Raw genomic sequence first — 14,549 nt, forward strand, 5'->3', positions numbered from 1 at the left:
GTCTAGGGTGACAGCCGTGACCTCGACGCAGCCCGGCCCGACGACTCCCGAGTCGTCCGGCCGGGCTGCCGTCGTCGTGCCCCGCGGCGCGACCGGCCGGGCGCGGCTGCTCGCGGCGGCCTCGGCCGTCGGCGTCGTGCTGCTGGCGCGCTTCGTGCTCGGCCTGCTCGCCATGGTCGGCTCCGCCATCGGCTTCTCGGTGACCGCCTTCCCGAGCGGCTTCACCGCCACGCCCGTCGGCCAGTTCCTCGGCGGCTTCGCCTTCTACCCCTTCCCGTTCTACGTCGTCGCCTTCCTCGTGCTCCTCCTCGTGCGTCCGATCGACGCCGCGACCCCGCTCGACCGGGTCCTGCGGCACGCCGTCGTCGCGGGCGCGGCCGGCACCCTCGCCCTGGCGGTCGTCGGCATCGTGCCGGGCGTGCTCCTCTCGCAGAGCGGCAACACCTGGGCCAACCTCGTGCTCTACGTGACGACGATCCCGCTCGCGGCCGGGGTGGTCGACACGGCCCTCCTCGTCGTGGGCTGCGTGCTCGCCTGGGTCTGGGCCCACCACGACGGGGCCCCCGCGACCCCGGCCGGCGCGGCGACCGGCGAGGCCGCGGTCACCGCGCCTCCGGCGGGGGGAGACGCTGCGGACGAGCAGCCCGCCTCGCCCTCGGGTGCCGCGGCCGAGTCCGCGCGGCACCCCGAGCCCGCGGCGTCCGCCGAGCCGGCGCCGTCGTCCGGGCCGGTGCGACCGGTGCTGCAGTCGGGCCCGACGGAGGCCGTGCCCCGGGCCGGCAGCGACGCCGAGGTCGCGACGACGCCGGTCGACGACGGCCCGAGGCGCGCCCGCCGGGCCCCCGCGGCCGACGACTGGTCGCGCTACGCGCCCCCCTCCGAGAGCCCGGTCCGCCCCGACCGTCTCGAGGACGAGGCGTGAGCTCGCCGCTGCCCCGGGGCAGCGCCACGGCCGACCTCGACCGGCCGCACGACCACGGCCACGGCGACGACCACGGCGGGCACGACCGCGGGGCCGGCTCCGGCGGCGGCCCGGGCCACCGGCACGACCACGGCACGGCCCGCCGCCGACCGTCACGGGCCCCCCTGCTCGTCGCGGGAGCCCTCGTCGCCGCGGTGCTCGTCGCCGTGCGGCTCGCCTCCCCGGCGATCGGCCCGGGCCTGCTGCCCGACACCCTGCAGGACTTCGTCACCCTGACGATCAGCGTCATCGTCGAGTCGATGCCGTTCGTGCTGCTCGGCATCGTGCTCTCGATCGTCGTGCAGGTCTGGCTGCCGCAGGCCTTCTTCACGTCGTGGCTGCCGCGGCAGCCGCTGCTGCGGCGGGCGGTCATCTCGTTCCTCGGCATGTTCCTGCCCGTCTGCGAGTGCGGCAACGTGCCGCTGGCGCGGGGGCTCGTGCTCAAGGGCTTCACCGTCTCCGAGTCGATGACGTTCCTGCTCGCGGCGCCGATCCTCAACCCGATCACGATCATCACGACGCACCAGGCGTTCGGCTGGAGCGACGGCATCCTCGTCGCCCGGCTCGCCGGCGGCTTCCTCATCGCGAACCTGATCGGCTGGCTCTACAGCCGCCACCCCGACCCCGAGAGCCTGCTCACGAAGTCGTTCGCGGCCGAGTGCGCCCTGCCGACCGGCCACGAGCACGGCGGCGGCCGCCTGCGCGAGAGCGTCGAGCTCTTCCGCCGCGAGGTGGCGACCATGATGCCGGCGCTGTTCATCGGCGCGGCGATCGCGGGCGGCGTCCAGACCGCCGTGCCCCGCTCGGTGCTCGTGACGCTCGGCACGAACCCGGTCTGGTCGGTGCTCGCCATGATGGTGCTCGCCTTCGTCATCTCCCTCTGCTCGAACGTCGACGCGTTCTTCGTGCTGCCGTTCGCGACGACCTTCATGCCCGGCGGCATCGCCGCCTTCCTCGTGTTCGGGCCCATCATCGACGTGAAGATGCTGGCCCTGCTGCGCACGACGTACCGTCCCCGGGTCCTCGCGCAGCTGACCCTCGTGGTGGCGCTGACCAGCGCCGCGATCGGACTGGTGGTGAACTTCCTTGCTTAGTCGACTGACCGAGAGGTGGCAGGGCGTGCTCCTGACGCTCGTCGTGGGCGTCTCGACGCTCTGGCTCGCGGCCACGGGCCAGCTCATCCTCTACATCCACCCGCGCTACGTCGTGTTCACGGTGGTGATGATCGCGATCGGCATGGTCCTCTCGCTCGGCGTCCTGGCGCTGGCGCCGATGCGCGACGAGCACGACCACGACGACCCCGACGAGGAGGCGCGGGCCGCCTCCCTGCGCCCTCGCCGCACCCGACGCGGCCGGGTCGCCGCGCGGGGCACGGCCGTCGTCGCCGGCGCGACGGTCACCGTGGCCGTCGCGGTCGCCCTGGTCGCGCTGCCCCCGGCCACCCTCACGAGCGCCACCGCCGGGCAGCGCGACGTCAACTCGTCGACGGCCGCGCTGAAGGGCACGAGCGTGGTCGACGCCGAGGCCGCCTCGAGCGACGCGTACGCCAGCTTCTCGGTGCTCGACTGGGCGGGCCTGCTCCGCCAGACGAGCGACCTGGCCTTCTACGAGGGCAAGACCGCCGACGTGACCGGCTTCGTCGTCCCGGCCGGCGACGAGGAGGACGTCTTCTACGTCTCGCGCTTCGTCATCACCTGCTGCGCCGTCGACGCGCAGCCCGTGGGCGTGCCGGTCCAGCTCGACGACTGGCGCTCCGAGCTCCAGCCCGACGAGTGGGTGACGGTCTCCGGCGGCTTCCGCACGAACCCCAGCAGCACGTCGAGCGACCCGGTCGCCGTCGTGCCCGACAGCCTCGAGAAGGTCGGTCAGCCGAGTGACCCGTACCTCTACTGACCGCGCCGCGCGGTCGGGGGAGGACGAGCTCGACGTCGCCGACCTGCGCGTCCGCCAGCGCCGCCGGTTCGTCGCGGTCGTCGCCGTGCTCGCGCTCGTCTGCGCGGTCTTCGGCGTCCTCACGCACCTCCAGGGCCCGAAGCTCACCGACACGCAGGTCGACGCCTCGGCGGTCGTCGAGCGGTCGGGCCAGCAGCTGCGCCTCTTCTCGAACCAGGCGATCGCGCAGGTCGACGCCGACCAGGTCGAGGTGACGCCGGCGACCGACTTCACGGTGCAGGCCTCCGGCGACGTGGTCGCGGTGCAGTTCACCGACCGGCTCCGCTACGACACGGAGTACCAGGTGCGCGTCGAGGGCGTCTCGAGCATCTACCAGCAGCAGCGCTCGACCTTCTCGACGTCGTTCACGACCGAGCCGGCCGTCGCCTGGCGCATCGTCCACGGCGCCGACGGGCAGGACGACTCGATCGAGCGGGCCGGGCTCCGCGGCGGCGTCGACCGCACGACGGTGTGGAGCGCCCCGCGCATCCAGGCCTTCGAGGTGTTCGACAGCGCCGTGGCGGTCGTCACCGACGACGGCGAGCGGTCGACGCTCAGCCTCGTCTCGCTCGACGGGGTCGCGGTCGAGACGCTGCCCCTGCCGGGCGACGGCGACGGGCTCGTGACCCAGCTCGGCGCCGACCGGGCGACGACGACCCTCGCCTTCTCGTGGCAGCCCGCCGGCACCGAGCAGGCGTCGCTCTGGACCCTCCCGCTGCAGGGGGAGCGGACCGTCGCGCCGGTGACGTCGATCTCGGGCGAGCCGCTCTCGGTGCTCGACTGGCAGTTCGTGCCCGGGCTCGACAGCGTGGTGGCCCAGGCGACCGACGAGCAGGTGACGCTGATCGACCTGACCGGCACCGCGCCTCCCCGTCCTCTCGGCACCTTCGTGGCCCTGCAGGGCGTCGCCCTCGACGGCACCGGCTTCGTGGCGGCGACGGCGCTGCAGGCGTTCCGCGTCGACCTCGCCACGGGCGAGCAGACGCCGATCCCGTTCTCGGCCGTCGAGGGGCAGACGCCCTACCGCGGCGACCTCGTCGCCGTCGCCGCGACCGAGTACGTGCAGCAGGTGGCGCTGCCGGCCGACGGCGGAGCCAGCTTCACGAGCCTCATCGTCTCGGACGACGAGCAGGAGGCGCGGGTGCTGTTCCGCCCGTCGGGCCGGGCCTCCGAGATCGAGGGCTTCTCGGTCTCGCCGAACGGGCAGTACCTGGCCGTCGAGACCGCCGACGCGACCACGCCGACGGACTACACGTACACGATCGACCCGACGCCCACGGACGTCACGACGACCGTCGTCGACATCGAGAGCGCGGCCGTCGTCGCGAGCTTCGTGGGCCACTCGCCGCAGTGGTGACCCCCGGGGCGTCGGCCGCGGCGACGTCGGTCGTCCATCCGAGGCGGGCCGGTCGTCGGCCGGGGCGGGCTCAGAGACCGCGCTTGACGCGCTGCGACACACGGAGGCCGCTGCGCTCGAGGCGCCGGGCGAGCTCGAGGCCCGTGACGGGCTCGGCGCCGCCCGCGACGAGGTCGTCGAGACGGTCGGCCGGCACGTCGTAGTGATCGTGGTCGAAGCCGCGACGGGGGATGCCGTGCACGGCCGCGAAGGCGTGCAGCTCGGCGTACGACGCGTCGCTGACGAGGTGGGCCCACACGGTGCCGTGGGCGGGCCAGATGGCCTCGTCGATCAGGATCGTCACGGGGGTGATGGTAGTGGACGCGTTGACTGCCCGACCGGCACGCCGTAGTCTGGTGCGTTGGTGCGCGCAGACCCGAGGTCGCGGCGACACGATGTCCGCCCTCGACCGGCCCCCCGCACGGTCGGGTCCGTCACCACGTCGGCCGAGAGGCCGTCGTCCGCCTCGCCCTCCCGGCGCAGCCGGACCACCGACGGGCCGAGCGGTGCTCGCCCCGTCGTGCACGACCCGGGGCGCGACCCCTCGGCACCCTGAGCAAGAAGAGACTCCCACCATGGCCACCTTCGTCGACCACGTGACCCTCCACCTCCGCGCCGGCAACGGCGGAAACGGCTGCGTGTCGGTCAAGCGCGAGAAGTTCAAGCCCCTCGCGGGCCCCGACGGCGGCAACGGCGGCAACGGCGGCGACATCGTCCTCGTCGCCGACGCCGGCGTCACCACGCTGCTCGGCTTCCACCGCGCCCCGCACCGCTCGAGCGAGAACGGCGGCCCCGGAATGGGCGACCACCGCAGCGGCACCCAGGGCCAGGAGCTCGAGCTCGCGGTGCCCCTCGGCACGGTCGTCAAGACCACCGACGGCGACGAGCTGATCGACATGACCGAGCACGGCACGCGGTACGTCGTCGCCGAGGCCGGCATCGGCGGGCTCGGCAACGCGGCGCTCTCGTCGACGAAGCGCAAGGCCCCCGGCTTCGCGCTGCTCGGCACGCCGGGCTGGCAGGGCGACGTGCTGCTCGAGCTCAAGGTCGTCGCCGACGTCGCGCTCGTCGGCTACCCCTCGGCCGGCAAGTCGAGCCTCGTCGCCGCGCTCTCGGCCGCGAAGCCGAAGATCGCGGACTACCCGTTCACGACGCTGCACCCGAACCTCGGCGTCGTCGAGTCGGGCGAGACGCGCTACACCGTGGCCGACGTGCCCGGCCTCATCGAGGGCGCCAGCGAGGGCAAGGGGCTCGGCCTCGAGTTCCTCCGCCACGTCGAGCGCTGCTCGGCCCTGCTGCACGTGCTCGACTGCGCCACGCTCGAGCCCGGCCGCGACCCGCTGACCGACCTCGACGTCATCCTCCGCGAGCTCGAGGCGTACCCGGTGCCCGAGGGCCAGCTGCCCTTGCTCGAGCGACCCCAGATGATCGCGCTCAACAAGGTCGACGTGCCCGACGGCCGTGAGCTCGCCGACTTCGTCACGCCCGAGCTCGAGGCGCGCGGCTACCGCGTCTTCGAGATCTCGGCCGTCAGCCACGAGGGCCTGCGCAACCTGTCGTTCGCGCTGGCCGAGGTCGTCGAGCAGAGCCGCGCCGAGATCGCGGCCCGGCCCGCGCCTCCCCGCCTGGTCATGCGCCCGCGCGCGGTCAACGAGAAGCCGTTCGTCGTCCGCGTCGAGGGCGGCACGTACGGCAACGTGTACCGCATCCTCGGCCAGAAGCCCGAGCGCTGGGTCGTGCAGACCGACTTCAACAACGAGGAGGCGGTGGGCTACCTCGCCGACCGGCTCAACGCCATCGGCATCGAGGACGCCCTCTTCAAGGCGGGCGCGCAGGCCGGCTCGACCGTGCTCATCGGACCGGGCGGCGGCATCGTCTTCGACTGGGAGCCCACGCTCACCTCGACGGCCGAGCTCATGACCTCGGCCCGCGGCACCGACCCGCGCCTCGTCAAGAACGACCGCCCGACGCGCAACCAGCGCCGGGAGGACCACTTCGACCGCATGGACGCCAAGGCGGAGGCCCGTGCCGAGCTGCAGCGTGAGCGCGCCGCCGGCATCTGGACCGACGACGAGGGCTTCCTCGTCAAGGAGGGCGACGAGGAGCGATGAGCGTCGAGGGCCCCGTCGAGACCCCGCTGCGCCCCACCGGCGAGCCGGTCGTCGACCGCTCGGGCGTCGGGCGTGCCCGACGCATCGTCGTCAAGGTCGGCTCGTCGTCGATCAGCGGCGCCCAGGCCGGGCAGATCGAGCCGCTCGTCGACGCCCTGGCCGAGGCCTACGGCCGCGGCGCCGAGGTCGTGCTCGTCTCGTCGGGCGCGATCGCGACGGGCATGCCCCACCTGCGCCTCGACACGCGCCCGACCGACCTCGCGACGCAGCAGGCGGCCGCCGCGGTCGGCCAGAACGTGCTCATCTACCGCTACCAGCAGAGCCTGCGACGCTACGACATCGTCGCCGGCCAGGTGCTGCTGACGGCGGGCGACGTCGCCGACCCGACGCACCGCAGCAACGCGCAGCGGGCCATGTCGCGCCTCCTCGACCTGCGCATCCTTCCGATCGTCAACGAGAACGACACGGTGGCGACGCAGGAGATCCGCTTCGGCGACAACGACCGGCTCGCCGCCCTCGTGGCCGAGCTGGTCGGGGCCGACGCCCTCGTCCTGCTCAGCGACGTCGACGCGCTCTACACCCGCCCGCCGAGCGAGCCCGGCGCGGTCGCCCTCGTCGACGTGCCGTTCGGCGACGACCTCGCGGGCGTCACCTTCGGCACGGCGGGCGCCGCCGGCGTCGGCACCGGGGGAGCGGGCACCAAGGTCGCCGCCGCGCGCTACGCCGCCGCCGCGGGCACGCCGGTGCTCGTCACCTCGACGGCGAACGTCGCCCGGGCGCTCCGCGGCGAGGACGTCGGCACGTTCTTCGTCGCCGGCCCCGTGCCCGCCGGCGGTCGGTCGTAGGCTCTCGGCATGACGTCCGTCGTGCCCGCCGCCCCGACCGCCGCCGACCCGACCGCCGCCGGGACGGCCCGCCCGGCCCCGCGGCCGGTCGCCGAGACCCTCGCGGCCGCGAAGGCCGCCTCGCGGGTGCTCGCCCAGCTCACGACGAGCCGCAAGGACGCCGCCCTGCTCGCGGTGGCCTCGGCCCTCGTCGACGCGTCCGAGCGCGTCCTCGCCGCGAACACCCTCGACCTCGAGGCCGGCGAGCGCGAGGGACTGAGCCCGGCCCTCCGCGACCGCCTCCGACTCGACGCCGACCGGCTCGACGGCCTCGCCACGGCCGTGCGGCTCGTCGTCTCGCTCGACGACCCGGTCGGCGGCAGCGTCCGCGGACGGGTCCTGCCGAACGGCCTCCGCCTCGACCAGGTCCGCGTGCCGTTCGGCGTCGTCGGCGCGATCTACGAGGCGCGCCCGAACGTCACGGTCGACATCGCCGCCCTCGCGCTCAAGAGCGGCAACGCGGCCGTGCTCCGCGGCGGCAGCGCGGCGCGGCGCACCAACGCGGTGCTCGTCGAGGTGATGCAGGAGGCGCTGGTCGCCTCCGGCCTCCCCGCCGACTCCGTCGTGACGATCGACGAGCACGGCCGCGAGGGCGCCGCCGAGCTGATGCGGGCCCGCGGCCTGGTCGACGTGCTCGTGCCCCGCGGCAGCGCGCAGCTCATCGAGGCTGTGGTGACCGGGTCGACCGTGCCGGTGATCGAGACCGGGGCGGGCGTCGTGCACGTCTTCCTCGACGAGAGCGCCGACGAGGCCACGGCGGTCGACGTCGTCGTCGACTCGAAGGTGCGGCGACCGAGCGTCTGCAACGCGCTCGAGACGCTGCTCGTGCACGAGGGGGCGGCCGACCGCCTGCTGCCGCCGGTGCTGGCGGCCCTCCGCGCCTCCGGCGTGACGGTGCACGGCGACGCCCGCGTGCAGGCCGTCGCCGACGACGTCGTGCCCGCCACCGACGACGACTGGGCCGCCGAGTACCTGAGCCTCGACCTCGCCGTCGCCGTCGTGCGCGACGTCGACGAGGCGATCGAGCACGTCGCGCGGTGGTCGACGCACCACACCGAGTCGATCGTCACGAACGACCACGCGGTCGCCGAGCGGTTCCTGGCCGAGGTCGACAGCGCCGTCGTCATGGTCAACGCCTCGACCCGGTTCACGGACGGGTCGCAGTTCGGATTCGGGGCCGAGGTCGGCATCTCCACCCAGAAGCTGCACGCCCGCGGCCCGATGGGCCTGCCCGAGCTGACGAGCACGAAGTGGATCGTGCGCGGCACCGGCCAGGTGCGCGGCTAGACTGGCCCGGATCGTCCCCGAACGGAGAACCCATGCTCGACGTCACCCTCATCGCCGCCGCTCACGAAGAACTCGCGCCGCTGATCGCGCCCCCCATCGTGATCTCGCTGGTGTTCGGCGTGGTGTTCCTGTTCCTCGGCTACGTCGTCTGGTCGTACCGCGACGTCGCCAACCGCTCGCCCCGCAAGGCCTCGACGCAGGCCCACCACGCCGGCCCGATCGACGAGTACGGCCACCCCGAGTCGCACTGACCGGGCGGTCTGACAGCATGGTCGCGGCCGATCCCCACGCCGACGCCGCCGAGACGGGGCGACGTCCCCGCATCGGGGTGATGGGCGGCACGTTCGACCCCGTCCACCACGGCCACCTGGTCGCCGCGAGCGAGGTCGCGCAGTCGTTCGACCTCGACGAGGTGCTCTTCGTGCCGACCGGTCAGCCCTACATGAAGACCCCGGCCAGCAGCGGCGAGCACCGCTACCTCATGACCGTCATCGCCACGGCGTCGAACCCCCGGTTCTCCGTCAGCCGCGTCGACATCGACCGTGAGGGGCCGACCTTCACGATCGACACCCTCCGCGACGTGCGCGCCCAGCACCCCGACGCCGAGCTCTTCTTCATCACGGGCGCCGACGCCGTCGCCCAGATCCTCGACTGGAAGGACGCGAGCGAGCTGTGGGAGCTCGCCCACTTCGTCGCCGTCACCCGCCCCGGTCACGACCTCAGCGTCAGCGGGCTGCCCGAGAGCGACGTAAGCTTGCTCGAGGTGCCCGCCCTGGCGATCTCGTCGACCGACTGCCGCGCCCGCGTGGGTCGAGACTTCCCGGTGTGGTACCTGGTCCCCGACGGAGTCGTCCAGTACATCTCCAAGCATCATCTGTACAGGAGCGTTGCATGAGCACGACCGACGGCCAGCCGCCGCTCACCAGGCGTCAGATGCGCGACCTCGAGCGCGCCCGACAGACGTCGGGCAGCGTCGACGACGCCCCCGGCAGCGCGCCCGCCTCGGCCCTGGCCCCGGCGTCGGCCGTGACGCCGTCGTCCGTGGCCTCGCCGTCCCCCCTGCCGGCGGCCCCGTCGTCGGCGACCACGCCGCCGCCCGCCTCGGTCGCCGAGCCGGGTCAGCTGACGCGCCGTGAGCTGCGCGCGCTGCGCGAGGCGGAGGAGGCGCGTCGCGCCGGCCCCGTCCCGTTGCAGCCGCCCGTGCCCGAGCAGGGCCGCACCCTCTCCGAGGCGCTGAGCACCGCCGACGAGCTCACCGACCCGGCGACCGGGGCGATCACCATCGTGCCGGCGTCGTCGCCGTCCGGCGAGGCCGTCGACCCGGGAGAGCCGCGGTCGGTGGCCCGTCCGGTCTCGCCCGCCGCGGCGTCCGCCGCCGAGACCGTCGTGCCGGCCTCCGCGCCGTCCGCGCCCGAGCCGGCGTCGTCCGACCGGGGCGGGGTCGCACCGACGTCGACGCCGACGGTCTTCCCGCTCGGACCCGTCCCCGCGTCACCGTCCGGGCTCCGCCCGGCGTCACCCGCCGCGGCGGTGCCGGCCTCGACGACTCCTGCCTCCTCGCCCGACCCGGCGACGCCGTCGCCGACGACGGTGCCGCGCACGACGTCGCCCGCCGCTCCGGCGTCGCCCGCGTCCGGCGCCGAGGCGGTCCAGCCGCTCCGCCCGGCGCTGCTGCGACCCGCCACCCCCGACGACGGCGGGTCGGAGGACGACGGCGTCGTGAGCGGTCCCGCGTCGGCGGCCCGCGCCTCCGGTGCGTCCCCCGCCGCCGAGGCGGCCCCGGCCTCGGTGCCCGAGCCCACCGGGTTCGTGCCACCGGTCGGCCACTGGTCGACGCAGTCCGACGGCGACCTCGACGAAGAGACCCTGCCCGGGCGCGCGCTCGGCACGCACACCGGCCAGACCAACGCGCTGATCCTCACCGACCAGCAAGTCGCCGACGTCACGGGCGCGCTGAACGCGACCGGCGAGATCATCATCACCGGCTCGATCGACCTGCCCCGCAGCCTCGGCGCGACGGGGTCGCAGGCCCGCATCGACAACTCTGACATCGACCGCCTGCTCGAGCAGGGCGACGCCGAGGGGGCCGACACGGACGCCGCGCCGGTGCGGGCCAGCCGGGCCATCAGCACCCACACGTCGACCCGTGCCGTCGTGCTCGCCGCGTCGCAGCCGCCGTCGAGCCGCATCCCCCTCGTGCTCGGCATCGTCGGCGGCGTCGTGGGGCTTGGTATCATCGGTGTGGTCATCACCGGTTTCGCCACGGGCATCCTCGGCGGCTGACCCCCTGATCCTCCGTGATCGTCCCGTCGCAGCGTCGACGCGGCACGGTCCGGGGCCGGTCCGCCACCGAGCGTCGGCCCCCACCAGCTCGACCTCCCCGACCCCCTGAACCAGAGGAATCCGTGACAGCCACCCCTCGCGCCATCGAGATCCTGCAGATCGCCGCCCGCGCCGCCGACGACAAGCAGGCCGACGACCTCGTCGCCCTCGACGTCTCCGAGCCGCTGCCCCTCACCGACGTCTTCCTGCTGGCCTCCGGCCGCAGCGAGCGCAACGTCGTCGCCATCGCCGGCGAGATCGAGGACAAGCTGCTCGAGGCCGGCGTCAAGACGCTCCGCCGCGAGGGTCGCGCCGAGGGTCGCTGGATCCTCCTCGACTTCGGCGACCTCGTCGTCCACGTCTTCCACGACGAAGACCGCCAGTACTACTCGCTCGAGCGCCTGTGGAGCGACTGCCCCACGATCCCGCTCGACGTCGTCGCCGAGGCGTCGGTCGCCGCGTCCACCGAGGCGTAGGCCCGGCTGCACGAGCGTCGACGAGACCCCCGCCGCGGCGGGGGTCTCGTCGTGTCCGGGGGGAGCGGCGGCGGGCCGTCGGCCTCCGCGCCGCGTCTCGCGCACGGCGCCGAGGCAGGCCCGGGCGCGGTGCAGGGGGCGCGGTGCAGGGGGACGCGGTGCGACGGCGAGGTCCCGGCCGACCCGGCGTCCGCGGCAGGTGGACATGACGGCTCGAGATCTGTAGTAGGGTTGACGAGTTGCTTCGCAAGGGCAACAGAAGAAGTGAACATGGGTCTGTGGCGCAGCTGGTAGCGCACCTGCATGGCATGCAGGGGGTCAGGGGTTCGAGTCCCCTCAGATCCACCAACGAGAGAAGGCATCCGCGACGCGGGTGCCTTTTGTCGTTTCCGGGGCTGAGTGATCGAGAAACGCGTCGGCGCCCGGCCGGTGCTCGCCGTGCGTCGGCCTGGTGCATGCTGTGGGGCGACTGTGCGAAGGCTCCACGCGGGCGGGCAGGCGGGTAGAACTGACGCATGAGCAACGACCAGCCCGACCTCAGCAGCACCCCCGACGGCGAGGCGCCCCGCGCCTCCGGCACTCCCGACCGCGACGCGCGCCCCCGCCCGGCCTACGGCGAGTACGCGCCGACTCCCGTGCCCGGCACCGCCAGCCCCGAGACCGACGTCTACGGCGAGCCCACGGCGACGCAGCAGCCGGGCCAGGGCCAGGGCCAGCAGCCCGCGCAGGGCCAGCAGCCCGCGCCGACGCAGGCACCCGTGGGCGGCTCGACCGGCCTCCTGGGCGGCATGGGCGGTGCGGCCGCCGCCGCCGGCATCGGCGCGTTCGCCGGCTCCGGCCACCCACAGACTCTCGCCACCTTCACGAAGTACGAGGACGCGCAGGCCGCCGTCGACCTGCTGAGCGACGAGGGCTTCCCCGTCGAGGCCGTGTCGATCGTGGGCCACGACATCCGCACCGTCGAGAACGTCGCCGGTCGCCTCACGACCGGCAAGGCCGCCGCGCGCGGCGCCGGCGGCGGGGCCTGGTTCGGCCTCCTGCTCGGCCTGCTCTTCGGCATCTTCGCCGCGTCGGGCGCCTTCATCGGCGTGCTGCTCGTCGCCGTCGGCGCCGGTGCCCTCTGGGGCGCGCTGTGGGGCGCCATCGGCCACGCCGCGACCCGCGGTCGTCGCGACTTCTCGTCGGTCAAGACCATGGAGGCCGGGCGTTACGAGGTGCTCGTGCGCAGCGAGCTCTCGGCCCGGGCGCACCAGGTGCTCTCCGCGGGCCGCAAGGTCGCCTGACCGGCATCCCGCCCCACCACGCCACGACGCCCGGCTCCCCAGGGGAGCCGGGCGTCGTCGCGTCCGGGCGGCGAGCCGCCGCCGCCGCGGGCTACGGCGTGACCATGCCGCCGTTGACGTTGAGCGTCTCGCCCGCGACGAAGCTCGACTCGGCGCTCGTGAGGAAGACGTACGCCGGGGCCTGCTCGGCCGGCTGGGCGGCGCGGCCGATCGGGGACTCGCTCGAGCCGAACTCCGGCAGCGTCTCGGGGTCGACCCCGCCCGTCACCTGCAGCACCGACCAGGTGGGCCCGGGCGCGACGACGTTGACGCGGATGCCCTTCGAGATCAGCTGCTGCGCGAGCCCCTTCGAGAAGTTGTTGATCGCGCCCTTCGTCGTCGCGTAGTCGAGGCGGTCGGGGGCCGGCGTGTAGGCCTCGAGCGACGCCGTGTTGACGATCGTCGAGCCGGGCTGCAGGTGCGGCAGCGCGGCCTTGACGATCCAGAACGGCGCGTAGACGTTCGTCTTGAAGGTGCGGTCGAACTGCTCGTCGGTGATCTCGTCGATCGACTCGTGCCAGACCTGCACGCCGGCGACGTTGACGATCGCGTCGAGGCCGCCCATGCCGTCGACGGCCTGCTGCACGAGGTCGCGGCAGAAGGAGGCGTTCGTCAGGTCGCCGGGGACGCGCACGGCCTTCTGTCCCGCGGCCTCGATCATCGCGGCGACGTGGCGGGCGTCGTCCTCCTCCTCGGGCAGGTACGACAGCGTCACGTCGGCGCCCTCGCGAGCGAAGGCGATGGCGACCGCGGCGCCGATGCCGGAGTCGGCACCCGTGATGAGGGCCTTGCGACCCGTGAGCCGGCCGGTGCCGCGGTAGGTCTCCTCGCCGAGGTCGGGCACCGGGGTCATCCGCGACTGGAGGCCCGGCTCGGGCTGCTGCTGCACCTCGGGGCTGATCACGGGGTAGCGGTGGCGGGGGTCGTCGAACGTGTACTGGTCGCGTGTCATGGTCCCGTCGTACGCCCCGAGGCCGGGAGCGAGGTCGGCGTCGTACCCCGCGCCTCCCCGTGACGAGACAGATGCATGGTGCACCAATCATTGGTACACTCATCAGATGACGAGACGACGCCGCGACCCGGTCGAGCACGAGCACGGCAGTCGCCTCGGCGACCTCGTCGAGCGCATGAACGCGCGGCTGCGGCCGTACATCGGCGGCGCGCAGCTCGGCCTGAAGAACGAGGCACCGCTCGTCGCCCCCGACCACGGCGGGGTGTGCCCGCTCTGTCGGCGGCCCATGGACGAGCACGTCGTCGACCGCTCCGGCCCGCGCACCATGCTGCACTGCCCGACGGACGCGGCGTGACGGTGCGCAGGGCCGGGGCCGCCGGCGTCGCCGAGGCCGAGGCCGGGGCCGGGGCCGAGACCGACGGCGCGGGCCGGGCGGCCGTCGTCGACCCCCTCGCGCTGGAGGCGCAGGTCTGCTTCGCCCTGTCGGTCGCGTCCCGCAGCGTGGTCGCCGCCTACCGTCCGGTCCTCGAGCCGCTGGGCCTGACGCACCCGCAGTACCTCGTCATGCTCGCCCTGTGGGAGCGCTGCCCGCTGTCGATCCGCGACCTGGCCGGCCTGCTGCGGCTCGACCCCGGCACGCTCTCGCCGCTCGTCAAGCGCCTCGAGGCGCAGGGCCTCGTCACGCGGGGCCGCGACCCCCGCGACGAGCGCGTGCTCGCCGTCGCGCTGACGCCCGCCGGCCGCGCCCTCCGCGCCGAGGCCGAGTCGATCCCCGAGCGCATGGCGCGGCGGCTCGACGTGACCCACGACGAGCTGGTCGTGCTGCACCGCACCATGGCGAAGCTGATCGCCGCCGCGGAGGGGTGAGGCGGGCGGGGTGCCGCGCCGCGCCTCCTCGTGTCCGGT

The 14,549-nt window shown here is 74.3% G+C and carries 16 protein-coding genes and 1 tRNA gene; 15 read left to right on the forward strand and 2 right to left on the reverse strand.

Features of this window, described 5'->3' with window-relative positions; translation table 11 throughout:
- The first annotated feature begins 16 nt into the window (after positions 1–16).
- Genes EDF38_RS12325 through EDF38_RS12340 form a run of 4 tightly spaced genes read left to right on the forward strand, consistent with a single transcriptional unit; the run spans position 17 to position 4,250 of the window.
- Complete coding sequence (locus EDF38_RS12325) at positions 17–922, forward strand: hypothetical protein (RefSeq protein WP_123355660.1); 906 nt, start codon at positions 17–19, stop codon at positions 920–922.
- Positions 919–2,055 (forward strand): permease, encoded by a 1,137-nt coding sequence (locus EDF38_RS12330; RefSeq protein WP_370275629.1) that lies wholly within the window; start codon positions 919–921, stop codon positions 2,053–2,055. Before EDF38_RS12325 ends, EDF38_RS12330 begins: the two co-directional genes overlap by 4 nt.
- 25 nt (positions 2,056–2,080) lie before the next feature.
- Positions 2,081–2,854, forward strand: a complete 774-nt coding sequence (locus EDF38_RS12335; RefSeq protein ID WP_233572423.1) for a TIGR03943 family protein — start codon at positions 2,081–2,083, stop codon at positions 2,852–2,854.
- Positions 2,835–4,250: a hypothetical protein gene (locus EDF38_RS12340; protein WP_123355662.1), complete on the forward strand. Its 1,416-nt coding sequence runs from the start codon at positions 2,835–2,837 to the stop codon at positions 4,248–4,250. The genes EDF38_RS12335 and EDF38_RS12340 overlap by 20 nt, the downstream gene beginning before the upstream one ends.
- A 70-nt stretch (positions 4,251–4,320) precedes the next feature.
- Here the strand turns inward: EDF38_RS12340 and EDF38_RS12345 are convergent, their stop codons facing one another.
- A complete protein-coding gene (locus EDF38_RS12345) occupies positions 4,321–4,593 on the reverse strand; it encodes a DUF4031 domain-containing protein (protein WP_123355663.1) in 273 nt (90 codons plus the stop codon).
- Positions 4,594–4,864: 271 nt separating this feature from the next.
- Between EDF38_RS12345 and obgE the strand changes: the two genes are divergently transcribed.
- From obgE to EDF38_RS16255, 9 genes are all read left to right on the forward strand, one after another.
- Complete coding sequence (obgE, locus tag EDF38_RS12350) at positions 4,865–6,400, forward strand: GTPase ObgE (protein WP_123355664.1); 1,536 nt, start codon at positions 4,865–4,867, stop codon at positions 6,398–6,400.
- Positions 6,397–7,245, forward strand: a complete 849-nt coding sequence (proB, locus tag EDF38_RS12355) for a glutamate 5-kinase (RefSeq protein WP_123355665.1) — start codon at positions 6,397–6,399, stop codon at positions 7,243–7,245. The genes obgE and proB overlap by 4 nt, the downstream gene beginning before the upstream one ends.
- A gap of 9 nt (positions 7,246–7,254) precedes the next feature.
- Positions 7,255–8,571, forward strand: a complete 1,317-nt coding sequence (locus EDF38_RS12360; protein WP_123355666.1) for a glutamate-5-semialdehyde dehydrogenase — start codon at positions 7,255–7,257, stop codon at positions 8,569–8,571.
- Positions 8,572–8,603: 32 nt separating this feature from the next.
- Positions 8,604–8,822: a hypothetical protein gene (locus EDF38_RS12365; RefSeq protein WP_123355667.1), complete on the forward strand. Its 219-nt coding sequence runs from the start codon at positions 8,604–8,606 to the stop codon at positions 8,820–8,822.
- Positions 8,823–8,839: 17 nt separating this feature from the next.
- The gene (gene nadD / locus EDF38_RS12370) at positions 8,840–9,466 is read left to right on the forward strand and encodes a nicotinate-nucleotide adenylyltransferase (protein ID WP_123355668.1); all 627 of its coding nucleotides are present in this window, start codon (positions 8,840–8,842) and stop codon (positions 9,464–9,466) included.
- Entirely contained in the window at positions 9,463–10,854 is a 1,392-nt protein-coding gene (locus tag EDF38_RS12375) for a hypothetical protein (RefSeq protein ID WP_123355669.1), read from the forward strand. The genes nadD and EDF38_RS12375 overlap by 4 nt, the downstream gene beginning before the upstream one ends.
- Before the next feature lie 122 nt (positions 10,855–10,976).
- Positions 10,977–11,369 (forward strand): ribosome silencing factor, encoded by a 393-nt coding sequence (rsfS, locus tag EDF38_RS12380; RefSeq protein ID WP_123355670.1) that lies wholly within the window; start codon positions 10,977–10,979, stop codon positions 11,367–11,369.
- A gap of 272 nt (positions 11,370–11,641) precedes the next feature.
- A tRNA-Ala gene (locus tag EDF38_RS12385) sits at positions 11,642–11,717 on the forward strand.
- Between the two features lie 167 nt (positions 11,718–11,884).
- A complete protein-coding gene (locus EDF38_RS16255; RefSeq protein WP_233572424.1) occupies positions 11,885–12,652 on the forward strand; it encodes a general stress protein in 768 nt (255 codons plus the stop codon).
- A 91-nt stretch (positions 12,653–12,743) separates the two neighbouring features.
- On the opposite strand, the gene EDF38_RS12395 is transcribed toward EDF38_RS16255, so the two are convergent.
- Positions 12,744–13,643 (reverse strand): SDR family oxidoreductase, encoded by a 900-nt coding sequence (locus tag EDF38_RS12395; protein ID WP_123355671.1) that lies wholly within the window; start codon positions 13,641–13,643, stop codon positions 12,744–12,746.
- A 106-nt stretch (positions 13,644–13,749) separates the two neighbouring features.
- Here EDF38_RS12395 and EDF38_RS16100 point away from each other — a divergent pair, with 106 nt between their 5' ends.
- Both EDF38_RS16100 and EDF38_RS16105 read left to right on the forward strand, forming a co-directional pair.
- Positions 13,750–13,998 (forward strand): hypothetical protein, encoded by a 249-nt coding sequence (locus EDF38_RS16100; RefSeq protein ID WP_199734717.1) that lies wholly within the window; start codon positions 13,750–13,752, stop codon positions 13,996–13,998.
- 101 nt (positions 13,999–14,099) lie between these two features.
- Positions 14,100–14,510: a MarR family winged helix-turn-helix transcriptional regulator gene (locus EDF38_RS16105; RefSeq protein ID WP_233572455.1), complete on the forward strand. Its 411-nt coding sequence runs from the start codon at positions 14,100–14,102 to the stop codon at positions 14,508–14,510.
- Positions 14,511–14,549 lie beyond the last annotated feature (39 nt).

Origin of the sequence: Frigoribacterium sp. PhB160, assembly GCF_003751785.1 — a bacterium.
Lineage (GTDB): Bacteria > Actinomycetota > Actinomycetes > Actinomycetales > Microbacteriaceae > Frigoribacterium.